We start from the raw sequence: 25,440 nt of genomic DNA, 5'->3' as shown, positions 1-25,440 counted from the left end.
GCCGGGCTGTTCAAGCCTCCAGGCTTACCTGCGTTTCGGCCTGTCCATGCATCTGCAGTACGTCGCGGTAGAGACCGGCATAACTCTCTCCCATCACCCTGGCTGTAAACAGTTTCTGATAACGCGCTTGCGCCCGCGCACCCATGGTCCGCGCCAGTTCAGGGTCGTCCCATAATTGCTGCATCGCCAGCCGGAAGGCATCCGGGTCGCTGGGGGGAACCACCAGGCCGGTTTCGCGATGGTTGTTGATATAACTGGTGCCGGTGCCGATCTCGCTGGAAATCATGGGCTTGCCGTACATCGCTCCCTCCAGCAGGGAGATGCCGAACGCTTCCGAACGCAGGTGCGACGGGAACACGATGGCGTAGCACAGCTGCAGCAACGCAACCTTGTCTTCATCGCTGACGATGCCGAGGAAGATCACGTTGCGCAAGCCCTGCTCCTGGACCCGCTGCTTCAGCTCCTGTTCGATCGGCCCGGCGCCTACGATCACGATCGGATAATCGGTGCCGCGCGCGGCATCGAGCAGGATGTGCAAACCTTTGTAATAGCGGATGGCGCCCACGAACAGGAAGAAACGCCCGCCGATCTGCTTTTGCCATTTCTCCGTCACGGCCGCCGACGGCGTCGGATAGTTGCTCTTGTCGAGGCCGATCGGGATGACCTGCGTCTTGTCCTTGTACCCGGCCAGCACCGAACTGGTCTGCAGGTAATTCGGAGAAGTGGCGACGATGGCGTCGACGCTGTTCAGGAAGCGGTGCATCAGCGGCCGGTACAACTGCAACAGCGTCTTGTAGCGCACGATGTCTGAATGATAGGTCACTACGCTAGGCTTGTTCATGCGCGTGACAAAATGGGCCAGATCCATGAACGGCCACGGAAAATGGTAGTGCACGATATCGACTTCGGCAGCAAGTTGCGAGAAACGCTTCAGCGCGGACAACGAAAAGCCGGTCGAAGCGATCTGCAGGTCAAGCTTGACCCTGTGCACCTTGTGGCCTTCGTACATCAATTCCGCCGGATCGGGATCGTCGCTCAGCGTCAGCACTTCGCTTTCGATCCCGCTGGCCGGCGAACATTTGCACAACTGGTAAATGGTTTGCTCGATCCCGCCGTACGATTCCGACTGATAGGTCTTGTAAAAATGAAGAACCCGCATTGTCTACTCCCCTCGTAATCTGCCCCATCTTCCTGTGCAGCCAGAAGTGAAAGGCCATCTTCTATCCATACGGACTGTCTACGCCAACGACAGCCGACATCACTTAACCATTCGCCGCCTGCCGGTAAACGTCGGCAGTAATGGCTGCGCACTTTCGCCAGGAAAATTGCACAGACCGCTCCAAGCCCGCTATGCGCTGCCCCATCCAGGCTTTGTCGTCTTCCAGCAAGCGGCGCATCTGCTCTGTCAGCCCATCCTCGTCCTGCGGATCGACATATGCAGCGGCGGCACCGGCCACCTCCGGCAGGCTGGCGCAATCTGACGCAATCACCGGCGTGCCGCTGGCCATTGCTTCCAGCACCGGCAAACCGAAACCTTCATACAAAGACGGGAATACCATGATCTTGGCCGCTGCCGTGACGCATGCAAGGTCGGCCTGGTCCAGGTAACCTGCCAGGCGTACATGGCCGACGCTGACCGCCTGCGCCAGGGCGCCGTCCAATTCTTGCGCCTGCCAGCCTGGCATGCCCACCACCAGCAGAGGAAAGCGCTCGCGCAAAGGCGCGGGCAAACGCGCATGCGCCTTGAGCGTCAGCAACAGGTTTTTACGCGGCTCCAGGGTACCGACCGACAGGATAAAACCGCGATAAGCCAGACCCAGATTGTTGAGACGAACCGAAAGCTGCTGCTCTACCCTGGGCTGGAAGACGGCAGAGCTGGCAAGCGGCGCCACCACCACTTTTTGCTCCGGCACGCCGAAATGCTTCTTGATTTCCTGCCCGATGAATGCGGAATCGACCAGGATCCGGCTGACGCGCGCCAGGGCTGACGGCAGCCTGCGCTCGATTTCCCTCAGGCGGTCTTTAGGCTGTGTCTGCGGAAAATGCACATGCGTCAGATCGTGCACGGTCATCACCGTCGGTCCGTTGAAATTGAGCGGCCACAAGCTGGGTTCGTGGTACACATCCGGACGCAGCGTACGCGCGCCCTGGTTAAAATGCCGCTGCTCAAGCATCCGACGAAAAACATAGGCGCCAGGCAAACGCTTGGCCATGCCGGCCCAGCGCGAATAGTCCGGCATCGGCTCGCTCACCAACTCGTCCTGCCAGCGCAAGCCGTTGAAATATTGCATGCCAATGTCAGGCGTTTGCTGCAGGGCCTGCGCCAGCTCGGCAACATAGTTGCCGATGCCTGTACGGGGCGCCAGCAGGATCTTGCTATTCAGGGCAATGTTCAATTTCATGAAATTCACTTTGCGTATGCTTTTGCGTTTGTACCTGGCGCACGACCCGCTCTACCAGCTGGCGCGCCGAATCTTCCCAATTGAGCCAGGACCAGTGTGTCATGTGCCGCGCCGCCGGGAAAACGCCGCTGTCTTCAAATTGCAGGATCTTCTGGGCCAGCGACTCTGGCCGGTCCAGGTCAAAATAGCTGACAAATTCACCGCCGATCTCGTGGAACACCGGGATATCGCTCGCCATCACCGGCAAACCGCGCTGCATGGCTTCCACCAGCGGCAAACCGAAACCTTCTACAAATGATGGAAAAACCAGCGATTTAGCATGGCTATAACAATATTCCAGCTCGACGTCGCAGAGGTCGTTGAACATGAACAGGCGCCGCTTCAATTGCGGGTGTTTTTTTACGCGTTCAATCAGGCGTTCATTCTTCCAGCCCATGCGGCCAATAAAACACAATACGACATCGCTGCCGTCCCGCCACAGCTGCTCAAAGGCATCCAGCAAATAAGCGTGGTTCTTGCGCGGCTCGATAGTGCTGACCATCAGGTAAATCGAAAGGCCGGAACCGAACAATTTTTCCACGGAAGAGCGCACCGATTTATCGGTATGGACCTGGTCAAGTTCCGATCCCAGATGGAAGAAATCAAACCAGCGGCGGTCGGTGCGTTCGCTGCCAAGCCGGCGCCTTACCTCGCTGTTGACTTCATCACGAATGGTGCCGGATATGGCAATGAAACCGTCCGCCGTATTTGCAATCCATTCGAACCAGCGGTCGAACACCTGCACCAGCGGGCCGTCGCAAAACTGCGGATGGGTCAACGGGATCAGATCGTAGATCACCGACACGATGGATACTCCCTGCCGCTGCAGCTTCTCCGCTGCAGGAAAAAAATCGGCGTGCCAGGAGGAATCCAGCAACACCAGGATATCGTCGGGGCGACACGCCATTTCAAAGGCGCGCGGCTGCACTTCGATTTTTTCCAGGACCCGTTCGGTCAGGTACAAGGGCAAGGTGAACGAAAAACTGGCCAGGCGGCATAACACGTAGGTAACGCGCTTGACATTATGCGAAGCGCTCCATGGCCAAAACCGCAGCAAGCGCGAATGGAGCAGCCAGTAACGGTTACGCACCTGCACCAGTTTCTGCGCCAGCTTTTCCAGTTTCTGCTGCAGCCGGCTGCGCCACTCATCGGTATGTTTCGGCGCCAGCTGCATGACTTCAAGTATCTTCCCATCCTTGAATATGACGGGAATGCACACCGCCTCTTCCTGCACCCGCGGCAAATGATTGATGATATTGCGCACGACGCGCTGTATCCCGGAATTCATTTCGGGATGATGGAAGACATAAGTACATTCGATCAGGAGTCTGGTCATGCTGCTATGCCATCCTTGCTGGCGCTGCCAAGCGACCGCACTATGGCTACTTCAGGCTCCAGGAATGCGCAGCCGACAAAATCGGGGCGATGCGTATTGACCACGTGGAAAATGACGCTGTAGTCGCGCCATTCATAATTGGTGTCGAGATGGGAATCGACCCGCGACAGGGAAATCGAAATTGCATAATTCCCCTTGCCGAGGTCCATCGCAAAGCGCCAGCGATAAACCAGGTCTTCTCCCGCCCGCAGATCGGTCTGCGGTTTGTTGAGGCGATGGGTATTGATGCCGAATACGGCGTGCCCCAGCTTGTCCGTGATCAGGTAGCCCATCACCAGCCGCGGCACTTCGGAGTTGATTGCAACCCTGACTTCCAGCGTTACCTGCGCGCCGACTTCCACTACGTCGACTTCCTTGCCTTCGTCGTCCAGCAGCCTGACTTCGGCAACGCTGGCCTGGCCGGTTCCGGAGATGGTCCGCAATTTGCCGTCGGCCAGGCGCTCTTGCCTGACAGTGCTGCGGTCGCGCTCAGCCATCATGGCATTGTAGAAATCCATCACCTCCACCGGATTGCCTTGCATTTCCAGCCGCCCGCGATTGAGCAATATGGCGCGGTCGCAAATGGTCTGGATGGCGTAGCGATCGTGCGAGACAATCAGCAAGGTGGTGCCGGCGCGGCGAAACTCCCTGATCCGTTCAAAACTCTTGTGCTGGAAATAGGCATCGCCGACGGACAGGGCTTCGTCGACAATCAGCACATCCGGCCGGCTGGCGGTGGCAACGCTGAACGCCAGCCGCATCTGCATCCCGCTGGAATAGGTCCGCACCGGCTGGTCTATGTATTCGCCGATTTCGGCGAACGCCTCGATAGCCGGCATCAGTGCTTCGATTTCTTCGGCTTTCAGGCCCTGCAGCTGGCCAGCCATGATGGCGTTCTGCCTGCCGGTAAAATCCGGATGAAAACCCATGCCGAGTTCCAGCAGCGCCGCCACCCTTCCCTGGATATCGATGCTGCCGGTGGTGCTCTGGGTAGTCCCCGCGATCATTTTCAGCAGGGTGCTTTTGCCGGCGCCATTGACGCCGACAATGCCGACAGCCTCGCCAGCAGCCAGCTGGAAGTCGATGTCCTGCAAGACCCAATGCAACTGGTGCCGCTGCCGGGAAAAAGGCAGCACCCATTCCGCCAGGCGCGCCCAGCGCCCGTTGTATGTCTTGTAGGCCTTGCCCAGGCCCTTAACTGTAATCTTGCCCATCATAGTTCATCCACCATTTCGCCCGCATGCCGGCGAAACAGCTGCAATCCGATAACACACAGCGCCACGCTCAGCAGCGCCACTGCCCACAGGTCGCTCCAGAGCGGCCACGCGCCGCTGACGAAAATCCCCTGGTAAGCAACCATCAGCGCCGTCATCGGATTAAATCTGAGCATGCCCTGCACTCCCTCTGGCAGGGTCGAGACCGTATAGACAATCGGGGTAAACCAGAACCAGAACTGCAGCACGATGCCGAACAGCTGGCCGACGTCGCGAAAAAAAACGTTGAGCACCCCAAGCACAATGCCGAGGCCGATAGAAAACAGTATCTGTATCAGCAGCAGCGGCAGCACGCCAAGGAAAGCCCAGCCGGGAAAATTGCCGGAGACGAGCAGGAACCCCAGGAACAAACCGAAAATGATGGAAAAATTCACGCCCGCATTCATCACCGTGATGATCGGCAGGCAGATGCGCGGAAAGTTCAGCTTCTTGATCATGTTGCCGTTTTCCAGGAACACGTTCTGCATACGCGATACGGTTTCGGTAAAGAATCCCCAGGTCAGCAAACCGGCGCACAGATAAATCCCGTAGGCAAACTGGCTGCTGGCGTTAGGCAGGCGCGCATGCATCAGCTGCGAGAAAATCACTGTATAGACCACGATCATCGCCAGCGGATTGAGCACCATCCATACCGCGCCCAGCATCGAATTGCGGTAGCGCGACTGGAATTCGCGCTTGACGCTGCCGAGCATGAAGCCGCGGTAGTGCCACAGCGAGCGCAGCATGGTCTGGTTTTTTGCCTGCATCTGCATTTTCAACCGCATTTTCAACCGCACTTTCAACATGACTTGCACCTGCCATACTTGTCGTCAAAGCGCACGATATCGTCTTCGCCCAGATAGGCGCCGCTCTGCACCTCGATCATCACCAGCTCCAGCAAACCCGGATTTTCCAGGCGATGTTTGGTGCCGGCAGGGATGTAAGTCGATTCGTTGGTGTTGACGTACATTTCCTGCTCGCCATTGACCACTTTGGCCATGCCCTGCACCACCACCCAGTGTTCGCTGCGATGATGATGCATCTGCAGCGAGAGCGATGCGCCCTGCTTGACGACGATACGCTTGATCTTGAAATTCGGTCCTTGCTCCAGCAGGGTATAACTGCCCCATGGCCGGAACACGGTGCGATGCAGCTTATAAGTGGCGTGCTCGGTGCTCTTGAGCTGGTGCACGACTTTCTTCACGTTCTGCACATGGTCCGGATGGGCGATCAGCAACGCGTCAGGCGTATCCACCACGATCAGGTTATTGACGCCGACTGTCGCCACCAGCCGCTGCTCGGAATAGATGTAGTTGTTCCGGCTGTCGATCAGCACGGCTTCGCCCAGTACGCGATTTTCCTGTTCGTCAGGTTCCACCAGCTGCCGCAGGGCGCCCCAGGAACCGATATCGTTCCAGTCGAAACCGGCCGGTATCACCGCCACCCGGTCGGAACGCTCCAGCACCGCATAGTCGATCGAAATGTCTTGCATCGCCATGAAGCTGTCGCTGTCCAGTTCCTGCAACAAGACGCCGGCGGACGCCGCGGCCGGGCTGGCCTCGATGCATGCGGCGGCCAGCGCCATGATTTCAGGCGAATGCCTCTCCAGTTCGCTTAAAAAGGTCGACACCGAGAAACAGAATATGCCGGCGTTCCACAGGTGCCGGCCGCTTTCGACAAAACCGGCGGCGCGTTCCGCATCCGGTTTTTCTATGAAACGGCTTACCTGCGCCGCTCCGGCGCTATCGATTTGAGCGCCGCATTCGATGTAGCCGAAACCGGTTTCCGGCGTCAATGGACGGACCCCGAATGTCACCAGGTAACCTTGCTTGGCAACTTCCACCGCATGGTGCACAGTTTCGGTAAAACACTCCACATCCTTGATCAGATGGTCGGCCGGCATCACTACCATGATGGTGTTGTCGCCATGCAGGGCACGCAATGACAGCGCCGCAACCGCGATTGCCGGCGCGGTATTGCGGCCGGACGGCTCAAGGATGAAATGCGGGCGATAATGCGTACCCAGGTCGGCAGAAACGAATTCGTCCTTGCTCTGGAAATAATAGTCCCGGTTTGTCACGCTCAGGATATCGCCACGGATGCCAAGCTGGGCTACCCGCTGGTAAGTCTTTTGCAGCAGGCTCTTGCCATCCGGTAGTTTGATGAAGGGTTTCGGATGCCCTTCCCGCGACACCGGCCACAAGCGCGTGCCGGCGCCGCCCGAAAGCACCACCGGAACGATGACTGCGGTTGCTGTCAATGGAATGCCGGGTTCTGGCGTACGCATCTTCATCTCCCCTTATTCTTTAGCCAAGGTTAAGCGGCGCATGTCCGCATCGACCATTTGCTGCATCAGCTGCACCAGGTTGGTTCTTGGCTTCCAGCCCAGCTTATCATGCGCTTTCGCCGGATTGCCGAGCAATACATCCACTTCGGCCGGCCGGAACAGCTGCGGATCGATCACCAGGTAGTCTTCATAATTCAGGTCGAGGTGAGAAAAGGCGATGCGGCACATTTCGCGCACGCTGGTGGTCACGCCAGTGGCGATCACGTAGTCGTCGGCCCGCTCTTGCTGCAGCATCAGCCACATCGCTTCGACGTAGTCGCCGGCAAATCCCCAGTCGCGCTTGGCGTCGATATTGCCCAGCCGCAGTTCCTGCTGCTTGCCGAGCTTGATCCGCGCCGCTGCGTCGGTCACCTTGCGCGTAACGAACTCGATTCCGCGCAAAGGCGATTCATGGTTGAACAGGATGCCGCTGGAAGCATGCAAGCCGAAACTCTCGCGATAATTGACGGTAATCCAATGACCGTAGAGCTTCGCCACGCCATACGGGCTGCGTGGATAGAACGGGGTGTTTTCGTCCTGGTGTTCGGCCTGGATCAGGCCGAACATTTCGCTGGTGGATGCCTGGTAGAACCGCGCTTCGGGACTGAACTGACGAATCGCTTCCAGCATGTGCGTGACGCCCAGGCCATCCACCATACCGGTCACCACCGGCTGGTTCCAGGAAGTGCCGACAAAACTCTGCGCCCCCAGATTATAGATTTCGTCCGGCCGCGACTGGCACACCGCGCGGATGACGGAAGTTGCGTCGACCAGGTCGCCCTCGACAAACTGCAATTTTTCCAGGATGCCCAGTTCGCGCAGGCGCCACAGGGTATCGCTGCTGCGCCGCGCCAGCAGGCCGTATACTTTGTAGCCCTTGTCAAGCAGCAGCTTGGCAAGATAGGCGCCGTCTTGCCCGGTCACGCCGGTAATCAATGCTGTTTTTGTCATTGCCTCTATCTCCATGTGTCTGTTCTGATTTTTTCCGCTTATTTTTCTGTCACGGGCGCGGATGACCTTGAGTTGCAGTCTCCGCTGCCACCCTGCTCTCCCAGTCCGACAGGACATTCAGCAAAGTCTGCTGCATGGGAATGCCAGGCTGCCATGCCGTTGCCTGCGTGATTTTTTGATTGCTGCCCTTGACCCTGCGCAAATCGGAAGGCCGCAGCCGTGCTGGATCCTGTTCGATTTGCGCATCGATCTCGGTCAGGTAGAGCATGCTGGCGATCATGTCGCGGATCAGATATTCCTTGCCTGAGCAGACGTTGTAGGTTTCTCCGTTCAAGCCATTTTCCAGCAATGCCAGGTAGGCGGAAATGACGTCCTCGACATCCAGGAAATCGCGGCTGACGTCGACGTCGCCCACTTGTATGCGCGGCTCTTGCAGCCCCTGGCGGATACGCGCCAGCTGCCGTGCAACGCTGGAAATCACGAAGTCTTCGCGCTGTCCCGGGCCGATATGGTTGAACGGTCGCGCCACCAGGATCCGCCACGGCTGGTTGCAGCTCCATTGATAGCACAGCAGTTCAGCCGCCGCTTTGCTGACCGCATAAGGATTTTGCGGACGCACCGGCAGCTGCTCGCCGATCGGCAATAACTCGGGATTTACCTTGCCATACACATCGCCCGAACTGACGTAAAGGAAAGTACCGTTGAAAGCGTTGCGCTGCAGCGCTTGCAGCAGGTGCAGCGTTCCTTTCAGATTGACGTCCAGGGTATGCGCCGGATCGCGGAAAGCTTCCGGGATAAAGGTTTGTCCGGCAAGATGGATCACGGCATCCGGACGCGCCTGCCGGATTGCCAGGTCCAAAGCTGCCGGCTCCAGCAAGTCATACGGATTATCGGCCGATACCAGTTCCCAGCCATGCGCAGCGGCGATATGCCCGCGCATGCGTTCAAAAGCAAGGCCGACAAACCCTGATTGCCCGGTAACAAATAGTCGTTTCATATGCAACCGCTCCTTTGCTGTACGCCCGATGCCCTGCTTTCGGTCACGGCTTGCGCGCAATGATGACCTGGCTTTTCGGCATGAAATCGTTCAATGCCTGCCTCACCTGTTCGCCATTCGGCGTGTCCATCAGCGCTTCCCAGGTTTTTGCCCAGTTATCCAGCAAGGGATGGCTGGCATTGTTCAGGTCGACTTTGCATATCCAGAAAAACAGCCACCAGACTGACCAGTAGAAGCCATAGTATTCGTGCCTTTCGATCACCAGGCCGGCGTCTGTCACCATCTTTTCAAATTCATCGCGCTGGATGATGCGGATATGGTTCGGCTTCTCGAAATACGAAGCCGGCGCCACGCCCTTCTGCAAAGTCTCTTGCACCGGATCCGGCACCGACAGCAGGTATTGCGCGCCCGATTTGCCAACCCTGGCCAGTTCACTCAAAAACTGCGCGGTATCGTCGACGTGCTCCAGTACTTCCATGCAGATCACCGTGGTCGCTATGCCATCATCCAGCAACAAGGGATTAGCGTCGCCCACCAACCCTTGCACCAGCCGCGCTGGCGTTTGCGCCAGACGCTGTATGGTGGATTCCACCTTGTCCGCATCGATGTCGGCGACGATCACGTGCGCGCCGTGGTTGGCGCAGAACAGCGAATTACCGCCATCGCCGCAGCCGATATCGAGCACCACATCTTCGGCGCTGATAAAAAAGCCGCGATACAGTTCGCTGCTTTTATGCAGGTACCATCCGCTGGCCAAGGCATCACGCAAGCCTATATGGAAGGAATCGATCGCGGCGGCCGGCGCCGGAACCGATACCGTTGGTGCCGGTGCAGGGGCCGGCGTCACAGGAACCACCGTTTCCGTTTTTCGAACGCCAAAAAACTTTTTGAACATGTCTCGCATACTATTTTGCTTTCACTGTTATCGATGGATGCTTCCTGATGCAAGTGAACTACGTCTGGAACTGGAACTGGGGCTTGCCCATCTGGTCGACAATTCGTTTGCCGCGTGCACGCAGGGGGACTTCAATAAAACGGTAATTAAGTTCGCTGAATGCCAGCAGCAGCACCAGGGCCGTCAATACCAGCCTGGCGTTGTAGGTTTGGTCAAAAACGGTATCCATAGGGGCGATCCAGTACCAGATCTGGCGGCTCATGAGATAGGCCGGCATATGTGTCAGATACAAGGCATAGGAACGACTGCCTATCCATAGCAGCACGCGCTTCGCTGGATTGTCAGCCATCAGGTAATCTGCATCGTAGGAGGCAATCCAAACCAGTACGATCGAGAGCAAGGCGACGAAACCCACCCAGTAGCGAAAATCCTGATGCTGCTCCGCTCCGGTTACAGCCAGGCCGGCTGCCAAAATCACCAGGAAAACAGAACGCATCCAGTTGTGCTGTTTGAGAAAAACCGGCTCCAGCCAGCGATAACTGCCGTGCTTGCTCCATATTGCCAGCAGCACGCCCAGCAGCAGCGCATCGGATCGCGTATTCATCAGCAACAACGACTGATGGCGAGATGCAAAAAACTGCAACGCTACCAGGACAATCAATACACCGGAAATCCAGCGGCGACAGATGAAAGCCACAACTGGCAACAACAGGTAAAACTGCTCTTCCAGAGACAGGCTCCAATACGGAAAAGCCGGACCGAGTTCTTCGCGGCCGAACTTGAAGGCGAGGCGGAAATTTGCATAGTTCAAAATCCCTGCAAGGCTGCCGTCCAGGTTTGCCTGCAGCGAGCCGAATATGCCCGATTTCCTGAAAGCCACCGCCGCCAGCAACAATAGCGCCAGCCAGAGCCATGCGGAAGGCCACAGACGCCAAGCGCGCCTGATCCAAAATTTAGCCGCCACCGCAAAAAATTCCTGCCGGCTTGCGCTCCGGTTGAGCCGCGGAATCAAGTCCCTGGCGATAACGAAACCGGAAATCGCAAAAAACAAATCGACCCCGGTCCAGAATCCAAAATGACGATAGACATAGTCAAGAACTTCGCTTGGCTGTCCGATCAAATTGAACCGCGTATGCTCGAACAACACAAAAAGCACGGCGATCCCGCGCAATAATTCGATGTCTTTAATCCGATGGTTCATGTGCGATCGGCTCCCGATGACTACCGTCCAGTTTGCGGGCGATGATCGCCAGGCGCATGATCTTGCTGCCAGCGGTCAGCCGGGCACAGCCGGTCGGCAAGAATTTTCTTCATGCGCCGGCCTTTTCCACCATCTTGGCAACGCCGTTGCCATTCATCCGCGGATGGTTCGCAAAGAAAGCAAGCAAGCGCTCTCTGGTCACGGCGTGCGAGCAATGCCGCTGCAAGCGCCGTACTGCGTGTTCCGCCATCTGCCAATATCTGTCCGGGTCCTGCTTGGCGACGCGATAACTGTCCTGATAGGCGGCCAGCAGCGTGCCCCAGTCTATGCGGTAACGCAGGGTGCGGTATGCCTGGCGCGGGTCATGCGGCCAATGGCTGGGTTCGGTGCTGGAGTCCAGCACAAAAGCATTTTCGTTATCGATATAGTCGGCCATCGCGGTGTTGCGCGGCGCAATAGCCGGCTTGCCGCAGGACATGAACTCCATCAATGGCAGGCACTGGCCTTCGCCATGCGAGGTATTCAGGACGTAAGTCGTCGCAGACACCAGGCTCTCGTAATCGGCATCGCTCAGATAGCCGTGGATCAGCAGGATCCGGCACTTGAACGGCGTCAGCTTATAGACGTTCTCTAACAGGTTGTCGATGCCGATGCGCACATCGTGGTGAGTCAGTTTCAGCACCAGCGTGGCGTCTTCGGCATCCCGGAACGCCCAGCAGAAAGCGCTGACCATGTCGTACCAGTTCTTGCGTCCGTCATACGGATTGAAGACCGAGGTATACACCACGCCATCGATATGGACCTTGACCGGCTCGCGCCGGGCCAGCACCGGTGGCCGCACCAGGTTCGGCTTGGGATCGCGCCGGCGCGGTACGCTGTAAGGGGAAAGATCGACGGTACGGCTGTCGATCACGGTGCCGGCGACATGCAGGTCGACACCGTCGGGATGATTGGCAATCGACAGTCTTTTACGTATCGCGGCAAACCGGTCCCAGACCGGCGCCGGGATAGACGCCACCGGGAATTCCGGCGTCATCGCCTGCCGCACCGTATCGGCGGTAAATGCAGAGTGTGTAATCGCAGCGCCGACTTTGTCGAACACATAACGCCAGTCGTGCCGCGGCTCACCAAACCAGGTTTCATTGGGCAGCGTGCTGAATTCCCAGGCAAATACCGGGATGGTCGGACAGGCCAGGTCGACCACGGTTTTGTGCGGCGGCGAAAACGACAGGAAGACGCAGGACTCGCCATGCGCCAGGGCATTCCGGTAGATTTCATCCACTTCGCGTGCAGGGTCGCTGACGGCCACCACGATGCCAAGCTGTTCCAGCACCGGCCTGAATTCCTTCAGGACGAAGTAGTAACTGTATTCGGGCAAGCCGAGATTGGAAGCAATCGAGCCGGCGTTGGTCTCTGAATAAATAATGATAATCATCTGGCGGCCCCTGCCTGCTGAAAGAAACTGCGCAACTGTTCTTTCACGACTGCGCCCGAGCTGAAGGACTCCAGGCGCGCCATGGCGTGCCTGCTCATTTCCAGGTATGTCTCGGGCTGCTGTTTTGCTATCCGATAGCTATCTTTGTATGCCGTACAGATCGACTCCCAGTCGAGACGGTAGCGCAAGGTGCGGAACAGGTCGCGCGGATCGTTCGGCCAGACATTGTGTTCGAGGCCGGACTTGATGACGAAGGCAGCGCGATCGTCGATATAGTCTTCCATCGCCGTATGCTGCGGCGCAATCACCGGTTTGCCGCAGCACATGAACTCCATCAGCGGCAAGCACAAGCCTTCACACAAGGAGGTGTTGACGTAATAACTGGTGGCTCCGATCAGTTCTTCGTAAGTCGGGTCGTCCAGGTAGGCATGCAAGGTAAGGACCCGGCACTTGAACGGCGCCAGCTGCGACAGCAAGGTCAGCAAGGTATTGTGATAGCGCGACAGGTCGCGCTCGTTCATCTTCAGCACCAGCGTCGCGTCTTCGACATCGCGAAAAGTCCAGCAGAATGCAGTCACCATGTCGAACCAGTTCTTGCGGCCATCCTTGGGGCTGAGGATAGAGGTGTAGACCACCCCGTCCAGATTGACCACTGCTTCAGGCTCGAGCACCTGGCCAGGCTCAATTACCGGCACCGGCGGCGGTTCCGGCTGTGCAGGTGGCAGTGCTGGGGATTGCGGCGGCTCGACCGGCAACTCCAGCTGCGGAGCCGTGCGGCGTTCATAACCCATAATGGCGCGCGCCATGGCGTTGCCGCTGCGTCCGCTGACCGCCACTGCCCTGGCTAGCCATAAAGGCAGCAGGTCGCGCAATGCTTCGCGATACCACGTCAGCAGATGGCGTTTGGTGACCGCCAGCCGGTAACGCAGGTTTTTGGCTGGCGCCACGGACTCAGGCTGGACTTGGGGTTCGGGCGCCAACTGCGGCGGCAGTTCGGATGCCGGTTCCGGCGCAGGTGCGCGCGGCGGTGATAGCAGCTCTTCCTCATCCTCCGCCTCGGGGAAGGTGATGTGGGCGATCAGGCCGTCTGCCGACAAACCCAGCAGATGGCTGTCGATCACGGTGCCGCGCAGCTGCAGCACGCTTTCTCCGGGCGGCAATTTAGCACCAAACCGCGAGCGGGCGCCGGCAAACTGTTCCCACAACGGCGCTGGCGCCGCCAGCACCGGAAATGCCGCGCCCATCGCCTCTTTGACAACCCGCGCGGTATAGCTGGACAAGGTGATCGCTCGGCCATGGCGGGCAAACACCACGCGCCAGTCGTTGCGGATATCGTCGTCCCACATCTCATCGGGAATATTGCTGTACTCCCAGGCGAACACCGACACCGTCGGGCACTCGAGGTCGATCTGGGTCTTGTTCGGCGGGGAAAAGGAAAGGAACACGCATTCTTCGCCGCGCTGCCGGCATTCTTCAAACAGCGGGTCGACTTCGGTTTCCGGGTGCCGCACCAATGTAACCGTGCCGAGCTCGGCCAAAACGGTGCGAAAAGCTTTTAAGACAAAGTAATAGCTGTACTCTGGCAAACCAAGGCTTTTATCGATCGTGCTTTCGCCAATATCCGAATACAGAATGAAATTCATCAAAATCGTACTTTTAATCGAATGTTAATCGCCCAAACCAATGCCCCAGCCGCCAGCGGCTTTGGCATATTACTGTCCAGACTTGTCTCAGCCCCTTAGCAAGGGCCATTCTTTGTTATGTATAGAGGAGGCGCAGCGGCAGCCGTGTGGCGTATCGCTCAGAAAGTTTCCTATCAAACACTGCCCCTATGGTTGCCGATAATACCTGATACCGCACGGCGGTAGTGCGATGAGGCGCGGCTTTAGAGCAGGAACCCTATTGTGTCTCTATGTAACTTAGAGGAGGGGAAGATTGCAAAATACCAACACACTCCAGCATAGGCTGCGGGCGCCGGATGATACCGGTTGCATGAGAACGTAGCGCGGGGAGCGCCAGCAACCGGCAGTTTTTCTATTGAAGATCAGCCGGTCGGGCTGTCATTGGTGACCAGCCACACCCACGACGAAGACAATTCGTCGGCGCGCACCGGTTTTACGTTGGCGCCCGCGGCGGAAGCCAGGGCCCGTCCATAAATTTTCACATTGGTGCGCCGGATCGATCTTTCCGTATTCAGGCGGGTATGTTCGTCGCCAAGGTCGACAATCGCTCCCAGCATGACTTGCAGCTCCTGGTCGTCGACCAGGTTTTCAGCCAGGCGCCGCCAGACGTCGGCCTTGGTCCAGCGCCGGAACCGCATGTAGCTGGTCCTCCAGCGGCCGAATTCGGGCGACAGATTGCTCCATGAGCCGGATTTCAGCGCAACCCATAACACCGCTTCCATGAACAGACGATTGTCGCGGCCGCACATCCCGGAATCCCCTGGCCGCCCGACCAGCAGAGGTTCCAGTTTCTCCCACTGATCATCTCGAAGAACGCCATCAATTTTCTGCATCTGTTTACTCTTTGATTGTTGAACATGGAGCAGGCGCATCGAATTGCCTCTTGGCAAATCTTTTTTCTTTTGGAAATCGCTTGTCCAGGTCCAGTCGGTTAACCCTGCGCTATACATTCACCGGTTTGTTAAATCCGGCGGCAGCACGCAAGCAAAGAGTAAAAGCAAGAGGCTTATGAAACCACTAAAAAACTCAATCTTTAACTATCGTTGACACAAATTAACAATATTTAACCGTCCAATGACGTTAAATGCACACCTACTCTTTCCTGAAGAAAACAAAGCTGATTTAACTATTTCTCTTGGTTAATTTTTATTGCCTGCCGGTTTCATGCAGAGCCACCGGCAACCTCAGGTGCCTAAGCCCATCAGGTTAACAATGGGCGTCCAATCCATATCCTTGAAACCGGGAAATATTGCAGAGGTTTTGCAGGCGCTGCCATCGCCGTGCCGGCGTGCGATACAACTTGATGACCATCAGGACCAGCCCGTGGCCCTGCCCGGCGCCGCCTTTAGCGCAACGCTGCGACATGAACCGTGCGGCGTCGCGGCCCTGATCGGGCCTTGAAATTTTCCGATGGTGACCACCACACGGAAAGTGGCGCCGGCACTCGCGGCCGGCTGCACGGTCGTGCTCAAGCCATCGGAGATAACGCCATTGCCGGAGCTGGCGCTGGCGGCGATCATCGATCAGGCCGGATTGCCGGCTGGCGTCTTCAACCTGGTCACCAGCGACGCCGAGGCCGGCACGCCGCTGGTTTCCCATCCGGCGGTACGCAAGGTTTCCTTCACCGGCAGCACCGCAGTCGGCCAGACGGTGATGAAAACAGCGGCTGACGACCTCAAGCGGATCAGCCTGGAGCTGGGCGGAAAATCGGCGGCGCTGGTGTTTGCCGACGCCGTTATCGAACTGGCGCTGGAGATTGTCTGCGGCGGGATATTTTTCAACGCCGGACAAATGTGCTCGGCCACCTCGCGGCTGCTGGTTGAACGCAGCATTGCCCAGGATTTCACGGCGCGCCTCAAACAGCGCGTCGAATCGATCAAGGTTGGCGATCCGATGGATCCCGCAACCCAAATGGGTCCCTTGAGCAGCCGCCGGCAGCATCAGAAAGTGCAGCAATACATCCAGCAGGGAGTGGCCGCCGGACTCAAGCTGCTTACCGGCGGCACGCAACCGCCAGACATGCCCAAGGGATATTTTGTGGCACCGACGATCTTCGTCGATGTGCCCTGCGACAGCCCGCTCTGGCGTGAGGAAATCTTTGGTCCGGTACTGTGCATCAACAGCTTCGACAACGAACAGGAAGCGATTGCAGTCGCCAATCAAAGCGAGTACGGCCTGGTGGCGACCGTACTGACGTCGGATAGCGCGCGCGCCAGCCGCGTGTCGGCGGCGCTGGAGGTAGGCCTGGTCTGGGTCAACAGCCCGCAGGTGATTTTTCCGCAGGCGTCATGGGGCGGCATGAAAAAAAGCAGCCTGGGCCGCGCACTCGGCCCCTGGGGCCCGCACGCGTTTCAGGAAATAAAACACGTGGTCATGGCGGACGCTGGATAAATCAGTGCAGGAACCTGCCGCTCTTGGCGACCATGGTCAGGTCGACGAATTCCGAGCCGTTGTGGCTGCTCGGGCTGAAGGTGACAAAATAACCGCCGGCGTCATAGTGATTGATGGTTTCCAAGGCCTTGACCAGGCTCTCGCGCGACAGGCTGCTGCCGGCGCGCTTGAGGCCTTCCACCAGCACCTTGGCCGCGATGAAGCCTTCCATGCTGACGTAATCCCATTCTCTCTTGCCGTCTTGCAGGTAGTACTTGCGGTATTCCTTGACGATGCCGTTGACTTCATCCCAAGGGGCCGGCATCACTTGCGCAATCTGCACCCCGCTGGCGTCCTTGCCCAGCGCATTCACCAGCTGCTGGCTGCCGACGAAGGAAATATTCCAGAACGACGGCGGGCTGCCGGCCGCAATCATGGCTTTGATGAAGGCTGCGCTGGAGTTGTAGGCCGAGACCATGATCACCGTCTGCGGCTGGCTTTGGCGGATCTTGGCGACAGCGGCGCTGACATCCACGCTGTTGCGCTCGACCGTGCCCAGCCCGGCAACCTCGATGCCGCGCTTCTTCAGCGCCCGCGTCACGCCTTCCAGGCCGGCCTTGCCATAGGCATCGTTCTGATAAAAGACCGCAATCTTCTTCAACGACAAGGTGGTGATCTGCTGCACGATTTTTTCAGTCTCGGCGAAATAGCTGGCGCGGATATTGAAGATGTTTCGGTTGAACGGTTCGCGCAGCGACTGGGCGCCGGTAAACGGCGCGAAGAACGGCACCTTGGCCTTGGTCAAGATTGGAATCGAGGCGTTCGAAGTCGGCGTGCCGACATAACCGAACAAGGCCAGCACGTCGTCCTGTTCGATGAACTGCCGGGTATTCGCCGCCGCCCGGTCCGGCTCATAACCGTCGTCCAGGGTCTTGAGGATGATTTTCCTGCCGAACACGCCGCCGCTGGCGTTGACCTGGTCGAAATACGCTTGCGCGCCGTCATGCATGCCTTTGCCGAGTTCCTTGGCAGGACCGCTGAACGCAGCCGATTGGCCCAGAGTGATGGTAGTGGCGGTGACGCCGCTCTCTGCGCGGCAGAATGCGCTTGCCAGCAGCAAGGATGACAGGACAAGAATTTTATGAAGTCGCATGCGGAATCCGATTGTTCGTTTAGATAAATTATTTCATTGCAAAATTCGACACATCCGATGTTAGCGCTACCGAAAATCATCGGAGAATTTGTTGCGGTGCAGAAAATTGCGCCAAGTAAAACGCAAAGAGAGCAATACTGTCAAGCAAGCTATATTATTTTTCCAATCAGCAAGGCAATAAAGTGGCATCCAGGCAAGATAAGCAAAAAACCTAGCAAGAATGAGGCCTAACCAGCAGGTCTGCCCTTGTTTTGTTCGCCAAGCCGCAGCCATGAATGTATATAATGAGAATCATTATTGATCATGGCTTTTGTATGAGACTTTGTGATTTGACGCCGTTTACGCCCGCAGTGATTGAATATGTAGAGGACGTGCTGGAGCTGGACCCGATCGCCAAACGCTTGCGCGAGCTTGGTTTCGTCCATGGCGAAGCCGTGAGCCTGGTGGCGCGCGGCCCGGTCGGCGCCGATCCGCTGATGATACAGATCGGTTTCACCCGTTTTGCCCTGCGTCGCGCCGAAGCGCACCGAGTCCACGTCAACCCTGCTAATCCAGCCTCCTGAATCCCGGCATCATGTCTAGCGCATCCTCCCTCCGCATTGCCTTGGTCGGCAACCCCAACTGCGGCAAGACCGCCCTGTTCAACCAGCTGACCGGCAGCCGCCAGAAAGTGGCGAACTACGCCGGCGTCACGGTGGAACGCAAGGAAGGCCGCTTCACCGCACCTTCCGGGCGCGCGTTCCAGCTGCTCGACCTGCCGGGCGCGTACAGCCTGGAAGCAACCAGCCCGGACGAGATGATCACCCGCAAGGTCTGCCTCGGCCAGATGCCGGGCGAAGCCCTGCCGGACCTGGTAGTCTGCGTCGCCGACGCAACCAACCTGCGCCTGCACCTGCGCTTCGTGCTCGAAGTCAAGCGGCTGGGCCGGCCCATGGTGCTGGCATTGAACATGATGGACGCCGCCCGCAAACGCGGCATCACCATCGACCGCGAAGAGCTGCAGCGCCGCCTTGGCATTCCTGTGATTGAAACCGTGGCGGTGCGCAGCGGCGGCGCACGCGAACTGATCCAGCATTTGGACCAGGCGGGCGCACCGGCGCCGGCAACCGGCGGCGTCGACGACGATTTGCATGCCCAGGTGCGCGCCATGCTGGCGGCAGCCGTCACCATGCCACGCAATACATCGATGATCGACGACGCCATCGACCGCTGGGTGCTGCATCCGGTGTTCGGGCTGGCGCTGCTGGCGGCCATCATGTTTTTCATTTTCCAGGCGGTTTTTTCCTGGGCGCAGCCGCTGATGGAAGGCATCCAGGCCGGCGTCGGCGCCGTCGGCGCCTGGGTTGCTGCGGCCCTGCCTGAGAGCCTGCTGCGCAGCCTGATCAGCGACGGCATCTTCGGCGGTCTGGGCACGGTGCTGGTGTTCCTGCCGCAGATCCTGATCCTGTTTTTCTTTATCCTGGTGCTGGAAGAATCCGGCTACCTGCCGCGCGCCGCCTTCCTGCTCGACCGCATGATGTTCAAGGCCGGACTCACCGGCCGTTCCTTCATCCCGCTGCTGTCGAGTTTCGCCTGCGCGATTCCCGGCATCATGGCCACCCGCAGCATCCAGGACCCGCGCGACCGCCTGACCACCATCCTAGTGGCGCCGCTGATGACGTGCTCGGCACGGCTTCCCGTGTACACCTTGCTGATCGCCGCCTTCATTCCGAACCGCGGCGTGTGGGGCCTGTTCAACATGCAGGGCATCGTGCTGTTCGTGCTGTACGTGGCCGGCATCGTCAGCGCGCTGGCCGTCTCCTGGATCATCAAGCGCGTGCGCAAGGACAAGAGCGAACATGCCTTGCTGATGGAACTGCCGTCCTACCGTTTGCCCGGCGCCCGCAATATCGCCATCGGCCTGTGGGAACGGGCGCTGATTTTCTTGCGCCGGGTCACCACCATCATCCTCTCGCTCACGGTTCTGCTGTGGTTCCTGTCGACCTTCCCCGGCCCGCCGCCGGGCGCAACCTTGCCTGCCATCGACTACAGCCTGGCCGGCCGCATCGGCCATTTGCTGGAATACGTGTTTGCCCCTATCGGCTTTAACTGGCAGATCTGCATTGCGCTGGTGCCCGGCATGGCGGCGCGCGAAGTGGCCGTATCGGCGCTGGGAACCGTGTATGCCATGTCCGGCAGCGAAGACGCGATCGCGTCGCAGCTCGGGCAGGTGATTGCGCATCAGTGGTCGTTGGCGACTGCATTGTCGCTGCTGGCCTGGTATGTGTTTGCGCCGCAATGCATGTCGACGCTGGCGGTGATGCGGCGTGAAACCAATTCCTGGAAGATCGTTGCGGTCGCCACCGCCTACCTGTTCGGCCTGGCTTACCTGGCGGCTTTCCTCACCTATCAGATCACGAGGTTGCTGACATGACGCCGTTTCTCGTGATCCAGGCCATCGTGATCGGCGTCGCCGTAGCCGCCAGCCTGGTCTATGCCTGCCGGCGGCTGATGCCGGCTACCAGCCAGCGCTGGCAGGGAGCGTTGGCCAGTTCCCTGAGCGCCTCCTCACGCCCCGCAACATTGCGCGCGATCGGCAAGCGTTTGCAGCCGCAAGCCGCGGCGGGAGGATGCGATAGCGGATGCGGCACGTGCGCCACCGGCTGCAGTCCGACCTCGGCGGCGGACGAACAGCCGCTGCAGTTCCATGAACGTTCGCGCGAATAATCAATCCGAAGACGCATGTACTCCGCAGGCCGTTAATTAGGGTCAGAGTCGAATTGTTTGGCCCTAAACAATTCGACTCTGACCCTAATTAATTACTCGTCCCGCAGTGCGTAGCGTGCGCAGTATTCGTCGGTGATCAGGCCCGACCACCAGCCGCCGCGCAGCACCGCGCGGATTGCTTCTGCCTTCTTGACGCCACCTGCCATGCCGATCACCGGGCGTGTCGGCGGCGAGGTCAGCGGCAGGCTGGTGACGCGGTCTTCCAGCGGCGATGCGATCAGGCGGCCGTCGCCGGCGATGGCGTGGCCGATCATTTCTCCCACCGCCCCGTATCCCTGCAATTGCGCCACTTCTTCTGCCGTGATGAAGCCGTCTTCGTGCATCGGACAGCCCGGCGCAATGGTGCCGACCCCGACAAAGGTGACATCGGCATGCTGCGCCAGGTCGGCCACGATGCGATATACCCGGTGGCTGCACCACTGGCGCATGTCTTCGGCATTGTCGGCCACCAGCGGCGCCGGCAGGAAAAAGAAACGGGCCTGGATCTTGTCGGCGGCGGTAAGCGCGACGTCATAGCGATTCGATGAACCGTCGGCCGCAATCGCCCCCACCATCGACACGATCCGGTGCTGCGGCCGTTCCATTTCGGTGACCGCCTCCAATACGGCCTTCAAGGTCCGCCCCGAACCGACGTTCACCACCAGCGGCGTCTCCTGCTGCAGATAACGCTCCATCACCTCGGCGCCGACCACCGCCAGCATCTGCTGCACGCCGGCGTCGTCGACCACCTTGTCGCCCGCCCCCATGCTCGGCACCACATGGCATTGCTCAAGGCCGTAGCGCAGCTGCAAGGCGGCCGCCAACTCCAGGCAAGTCGACACCGGATGTTCCACCCTGACCTTGACCAGCCCCGATTCGCGCGCATAAGCCACCAGCCGCTGCGCCATCTGGCGCGAGATTCCCAGGTGGTCGGCGATTTCGTTCTGGGTATTGCCGGCCACGTAATACATCCACGCCGCGCGCGCGGCGAGATCCAGTTTTTCATTTGCCATCTGATTTCCTTTTTTGGCATGATGCGCCCGGCATGCGTCTGCGCAACATGCACCGCCCGGGCCGCTACTGCCTTGTTTTTGGCATTCAACCCAGGAATTGTCCCAGATAGTGCAATGCAGCAGAACTAAATCTTGACACGCTTTGAATCATGCATGATTATTTGCTCAACGAAAAGTCTTTTGCTCAATATTTGAAACAGCAAAGCACGAGCAAGACACAAGCAAAAGACAACGTTAAAGAATTTTCCAGGCGACCCGCAATCAATGCCGCCTGAGAAAGTGATAACGCGAAGCCGCGCAAGTCGGCATGGCGTATTAATCATTCCTACAATGGAGACAAACATGAAACGTCGCAGCATCCGCGCAAGCTCGTTTTCAGCCGCCCTGGCCCCACTCAGCCTGCTGGCTATATTCTGTGGCAGCGCCTGGGCCGCACCAGTTACCGTGAACATCGCAACGATCAACAATCCGGACATGATCGAACTGCAAAAACTCTCCACAAATTTCGAAACAGCCAATCCCGACATCAAGCTGCGCTGGGTAGTGCTGGAAGAAAACGTGCTGCGCCAGCGCGTCACCACCGACATCGCCACCGGCAGCGGCCAGTTCGACCTGATGACGATCGGTGCATATGAAGCGCCGATCTGGGCCAAGAAAGGCTGGCTGGCGCCGATGGAAGGCTTGCCTGCCAACTACGACGAGGCCGACCTGATCAAGACCGTGCGCGAAGGCCTGACCGAAGGCGGCAAGCTGTATGCGCTGCCGTTCTACGCCGAGAGCTCGATGACCTACTACCGCAAGGACCTGTTTGCGGAAAAGGGCTTGAAAATGCCTGAACACCCGACCTTCCAGGACATCGCCGGCTTCGCCGAAAAGCTGACCGACAAGCAGAACGGCATCGCCGGCATCTGCCTGCGCGGCCGCGCTGGCTGGGGTGAGAACATGGCGCTGGTCGGCACCATGGTCAATACTTTCGGCGCCCGCTGGTTCGATGAAAAATGGCAGCCGCAGCTCAACTCGCCCGAGTGGAAAAACGCGGTCACTACCTATGTCGACCTGCTGCACAAGTACGGCCCGCAAGGCGCCACCTCAAACGGCTTCAACGAAAACCTGGTGCTGTTCTCCAGCGGCAAATGCGGCATGGGGATCGACGCCACGGTAGCAGCCGGCATGATCTACAGCAGCAAGGAATCGAAAGTGGTCGGCAAGGTAGCGTTTGCGCCGTCGCCGGTAGCGGTCACGCCTAAGGGTTCGCATTGGTTGTGGATCTGGTCGCTGGCGATTCCGAAATCGTCGAAATCGCAGGACGCCGCCAAGAAATTCGCAGCCTGGGCAACTTCCAAGGAATACGTGCAGCTGGTCGCCAAGGAAAAAGGCTGGGGCCTGGTGCCGCCGGGCACCCGCATGTCGACTTACGCTTCGCCTGAATATAAGAAGGCCGCGCCCTACTCCGACTTCGTGCTGAACGCGATCCAATCGGCTGACACCAAGGACGCCACCTTGCAGAAAGTGCCTTACACCGGCATCCAGTTCGTGACGATCCCCGAGTTCCAGTCGCTGGGCACGGTAGTCGGTCAGGCGATTGCCGGCGCACTGGCCGGCAAGTCGACTGTCGATGCTGCCTTGCAGACATCGCAGGCGCAGGCGGACCGGGTGATGCGCCAAGGACGCTATATCAAGTAAATGCGCAAGTAATCCGTAGGGTGGGCACCCCGTGCCCACGCGTGACCGTGATAAACGGAGTACCGACTCACGCGGTAGCCAATGCAGTTAAATACGCGGAGCACATTCACGCGTGGGCACGATGTGCCCACCCTACCCCCGCCAATCGGCGCGCAATAATGTAAGAGGTAAATCATGTCGACTCCTTCCGCCCAGGTCGCCAACGCGGCCGCGCCGGTACGGCCAAACGCCAGCAAATTCAAGCCGGTGCGGCTGCTGCAAACGCCCTCGGTATTCCTGCTGCTGTTATGGATGATCGTGCCGCTGGCGATGACGCTGTACTTCTCGGTCATCCGCTACAACCTGATGATGCCGGAAGCAACCGGTTTTGTCGGGCTGGACAATTACGCTTTCCTGTTCAACGATCCGGCCTTCTGGCCGTCGATCCTCAATACGCTACTGCTGATCGGCTCGGTGCTGGTCATCAGCGTGGTCTCCGGCACGCTGCTGGCGGTGCTGTTCGACCAGCCGTTCTTCGGTCGCGGCATCGCCCGCCTGCTGGTGATCGGGCCGTTCTTCGTGATGCCCACCGTCGCTGCCCTGATCTGGAAAAACATGATCCTGCACCCGGTCTACGGCCTGCTGGCATGGGTCATGCGGCTGATCGGACTGGAGCCGATCGACTGGCTGGCCGAATATCCGATGCTGTCGGTGATCATGATAGTCGCCTGGCAATGGATTCCATTCGCCTTCCTGATCCTGCTGACAGCATTGCAGTCGCTCGACCTGGAACAGAAAGAAGCGGCGCAGCTGGACGGCGCCGGACCGATCCGGGTGTTCTGGTATGTGGTGCTGCCCCACCTCAAGCGTGCGATCACGGTGGTGATCATGATCGAAACCATTTTCCTGCTGTCGATTTTCGCCGAAATCTTCACCACCACCGCCGGCGGTCCCGGCACTGCTACCACTAACCTGGCTTACCTGGTGTATTCGATCGGCTTGCAGCAGTTCGATATCGGCATCGCCTCGGCCGGCGGCATCATCGCCGTGGTCCTGGCCAATATTGTGTCGTTCTTCCTGGTACGGATGATGGCGAAGAACCTGAAAGGAGCGAACGAAAAATGAGCGCTAAAAACAAAAACCGCCTGTGGCTGGGATTGCTGGCGTGGGCCTGCGCCATCATTCTGTTCTTCCCTATCTTCTGGGTTGCCATCACCGCCTTCAAGACCGAGCACCAGGCTTACGTGCCGACCTTGATCTTCTGGCCGACGCTGGAAAGCTTCCATGAAGTGATGGCGCGCAGCAATTACATGAACTTCGTCGGCAATTCGCTGATCGTCTCGCTCGGCTCGACCATCCTGTCGTTGCTGATCGCGGTGCCGGCAGCGTATGCGATGGCGTTCTTCCCTACCGCGCGGACCCAGAAGCTGCTGCTGTGGATGTTGTCGACCAAGATGATGCCGGCGGTCGGCGTACTGATCCCGATCTACCTGCTGGCCAAGAATACCGGCCTGCTCGATACAGTGACCGGCCTGACCATCATCTACACCCTGATCAACCTGCCGATCGCGGTCTGGATGGCGTTCACCTATTTCAACGACGTACCCAAGGAAATTCTGGAAGCGGCGCGCATCGACGGCGCCAACGCCTGGCAGGAAATGGTGTACCTGCTGCTGCCGACCTCCATGCCGGGGCTGGTCTCGACCGCCCTGCTGCTGATCATCCTGTCGTGGAATGAGGCGTTCTGGAGCATCAACCTGACCAGCGTCAGCGGCGCGCCGCTGACCGTCTTCATCGCGTCCTACTCGAATCCGGAAGGACTGTTCTGGGCCAAGCTGTCGGCCGCCTCGCTGCTGGCGATCGCTCCGATCATGGTGCTCGGCTGGCTGGCGCAAAAGCAGCTGGTGCGCGGCCTTACTTTCGGCGCGGTGAAGTGAGACT

21 protein-coding genes and 1 pseudogene are annotated in these 25,440 nt (G+C 58.7%); 7 read left to right on the top strand and 15 right to left on the bottom strand.

Going from position 1 to position 25,440, the window contains the following annotated elements:
* Positions 1–10: 10 nt before the first annotated feature.
* The 13 genes from CFU_RS05815 to CFU_RS23215 all read right to left on the bottom strand — a co-directional run bounded on the left by CFU_RS05815 (position 11) and on the right by CFU_RS23215 (position 15,389).
* Complete coding sequence (locus CFU_RS05815; protein WP_014005109.1) at positions 11–1,159, bottom strand: glycosyltransferase family 4 protein; 1,149 nt, start codon at positions 1,157–1,159, stop codon at positions 11–13.
* 103 nt (positions 1,160–1,262) lie between these two features.
* Entirely contained in the window at positions 1,263–2,402 is a 1,140-nt protein-coding gene (locus CFU_RS05810; protein WP_202946137.1) for a glycosyltransferase family 4 protein, read from the bottom strand.
* On the bottom strand, positions 2,377–3,777 hold the full coding sequence (locus CFU_RS05805; RefSeq protein WP_014005107.1) for a glycosyltransferase family 4 protein: 1,401 nt from the start codon (positions 3,775–3,777) through the stop codon (positions 2,377–2,379). The genes CFU_RS05810 and CFU_RS05805 overlap by 26 nt, the downstream gene beginning before the upstream one ends.
* A complete protein-coding gene (locus tag CFU_RS05800) occupies positions 3,774–5,030 on the bottom strand; it encodes an ABC transporter ATP-binding protein (protein ID WP_041741370.1) in 1,257 nt (418 codons plus the stop codon). Before CFU_RS05800 ends, CFU_RS05805 begins: the two co-directional genes overlap by 4 nt.
* Positions 5,030–5,875, bottom strand: a complete 846-nt coding sequence (locus tag CFU_RS05795; protein WP_274377025.1) for an ABC transporter permease — start codon at positions 5,873–5,875, stop codon at positions 5,030–5,032. Before CFU_RS05795 ends, CFU_RS05800 begins: the two co-directional genes overlap by 1 nt.
* Positions 5,869–7,362: a mannose-1-phosphate guanylyltransferase/mannose-6-phosphate isomerase gene (locus CFU_RS05790; protein ID WP_014005104.1), complete on the bottom strand. Its 1,494-nt coding sequence runs from the start codon at positions 7,360–7,362 to the stop codon at positions 5,869–5,871. Before CFU_RS05790 ends, CFU_RS05795 begins: the two co-directional genes overlap by 7 nt.
* Before the next feature lie 6 nt (positions 7,363–7,368).
* Positions 7,369–8,346, bottom strand: coding sequence for a GDP-mannose 4,6-dehydratase (locus CFU_RS05785; protein ID WP_014005103.1), 978 nt, complete (start codon positions 8,344–8,346; stop codon positions 7,369–7,371).
* A 49-nt stretch (positions 8,347–8,395) separates the two neighbouring features.
* A complete protein-coding gene (locus tag CFU_RS05780) occupies positions 8,396–9,343 on the bottom strand; it encodes a GDP-mannose 4,6-dehydratase (RefSeq protein WP_050808490.1) in 948 nt (315 codons plus the stop codon).
* 43 nt (positions 9,344–9,386) lie between these two features.
* A complete protein-coding gene (locus CFU_RS05775) occupies positions 9,387–10,190 on the bottom strand; it encodes a class I SAM-dependent methyltransferase (RefSeq protein WP_202946136.1) in 804 nt (267 codons plus the stop codon).
* Between the two features lie 106 nt (positions 10,191–10,296).
* Positions 10,297–11,439: an acyltransferase family protein gene (locus CFU_RS05770; protein WP_014005100.1), complete on the bottom strand. Its 1,143-nt coding sequence runs from the start codon at positions 11,437–11,439 to the stop codon at positions 10,297–10,299.
* Positions 11,440–11,548: 109 nt separating this feature from the next.
* The gene (locus tag CFU_RS05765) at positions 11,549–12,874 is read right to left on the bottom strand and encodes a glycosyltransferase (RefSeq protein WP_014005098.1); all 1,326 of its coding nucleotides are present in this window, start codon (positions 12,872–12,874) and stop codon (positions 11,549–11,551) included.
* Positions 12,871–14,517: a glycosyltransferase gene (locus CFU_RS05760; protein WP_050808489.1), complete on the bottom strand. Its 1,647-nt coding sequence runs from the start codon at positions 14,515–14,517 to the stop codon at positions 12,871–12,873. Before CFU_RS05760 ends, CFU_RS05765 begins: the two co-directional genes overlap by 4 nt.
* A 401-nt stretch (positions 14,518–14,918) precedes the next feature.
* Complete coding sequence (locus CFU_RS23215) at positions 14,919–15,389, bottom strand: transposase (protein WP_081466417.1); 471 nt, start codon at positions 15,387–15,389, stop codon at positions 14,919–14,921.
* A gap of 577 nt (positions 15,390–15,966) precedes the next feature.
* On the opposite strand from CFU_RS23215, the gene CFU_RS05750 reads away from it, so the two are divergent.
* Complete coding sequence (locus tag CFU_RS05750; protein ID WP_050808487.1) at positions 15,967–16,947, top strand: aldehyde dehydrogenase family protein; 981 nt, start codon at positions 15,967–15,969, stop codon at positions 16,945–16,947.
* A gap of 1 nt (position 16,948) precedes the next feature.
* On the opposite strand, the gene CFU_RS05745 is transcribed toward CFU_RS05750, so the two are convergent.
* Positions 16,949–18,079: an ABC transporter substrate-binding protein gene (locus CFU_RS05745; RefSeq protein ID WP_014005093.1), complete on the bottom strand. Its 1,131-nt coding sequence runs from the start codon at positions 18,077–18,079 to the stop codon at positions 16,949–16,951.
* A 314-nt stretch (positions 18,080–18,393) separates the two neighbouring features.
* Between CFU_RS05745 and CFU_RS05740 the strand changes: the two genes are divergently transcribed.
* The 3 genes from CFU_RS05740 to CFU_RS05730 are packed head-to-tail and all read left to right on the top strand — an operon-like array spanning position 18,394 to position 20,785.
* Positions 18,394–18,642: a FeoA family protein gene (locus CFU_RS05740; RefSeq protein ID WP_041741369.1), complete on the top strand. Its 249-nt coding sequence runs from the start codon at positions 18,394–18,396 to the stop codon at positions 18,640–18,642.
* Between the two features lie 11 nt (positions 18,643–18,653).
* Complete coding sequence (gene feoB, locus CFU_RS05735; protein ID WP_014005091.1) at positions 18,654–20,492, top strand: ferrous iron transporter B; 1,839 nt, start codon at positions 18,654–18,656, stop codon at positions 20,490–20,492.
* Complete coding sequence (locus tag CFU_RS05730) at positions 20,489–20,785, top strand: DUF6587 family protein (protein ID WP_014005090.1); 297 nt, start codon at positions 20,489–20,491, stop codon at positions 20,783–20,785. Before feoB ends, CFU_RS05730 begins: the two co-directional genes overlap by 4 nt.
* A 92-nt stretch (positions 20,786–20,877) precedes the next feature.
* On the opposite strand, the gene CFU_RS05725 is transcribed toward CFU_RS05730, so the two are convergent.
* The gene (locus CFU_RS05725) at positions 20,878–21,837 is read right to left on the bottom strand and encodes a sugar-binding transcriptional regulator (RefSeq protein WP_014005089.1); all 960 of its coding nucleotides are present in this window, start codon (positions 21,835–21,837) and stop codon (positions 20,878–20,880) included.
* Positions 21,838–22,179: 342 nt separating this feature from the next.
* On the opposite strand from CFU_RS05725, the gene CFU_RS05720 reads away from it, so the two are divergent.
* From CFU_RS05720 to CFU_RS05710, 3 genes and pseudogenes are all read left to right on the top strand, one after another.
* Positions 22,180–23,520, top strand: coding sequence for an ABC transporter substrate-binding protein (locus CFU_RS05720; RefSeq protein ID WP_050808486.1), 1,341 nt, complete (start codon positions 22,180–22,182; stop codon positions 23,518–23,520).
* A gap of 174 nt (positions 23,521–23,694) precedes the next feature.
* The gene (locus CFU_RS05715; protein ID WP_014005087.1) at positions 23,695–24,624 is read left to right on the top strand and encodes a carbohydrate ABC transporter permease; all 930 of its coding nucleotides are present in this window, start codon (positions 23,695–23,697) and stop codon (positions 24,622–24,624) included.
* Positions 24,625–24,653: 29 nt separating this feature from the next.
* Positions 24,654–25,436 (top strand): annotated as a pseudogene (locus CFU_RS05710) (carbohydrate ABC transporter permease); the annotation flags it as partial.
* Positions 25,437–25,440 lie beyond the last annotated feature (4 nt).

This window comes from Collimonas fungivorans Ter331, from assembly GCF_000221045.1.
GTDB lineage: Bacteria > Pseudomonadota > Gammaproteobacteria > Burkholderiales > Burkholderiaceae_D > Collimonas > Collimonas fungivorans_A.
Note: the sequence above shows the minus strand (reverse complement) of the source record. Positions and strands in the feature narration are given on the sequence as shown.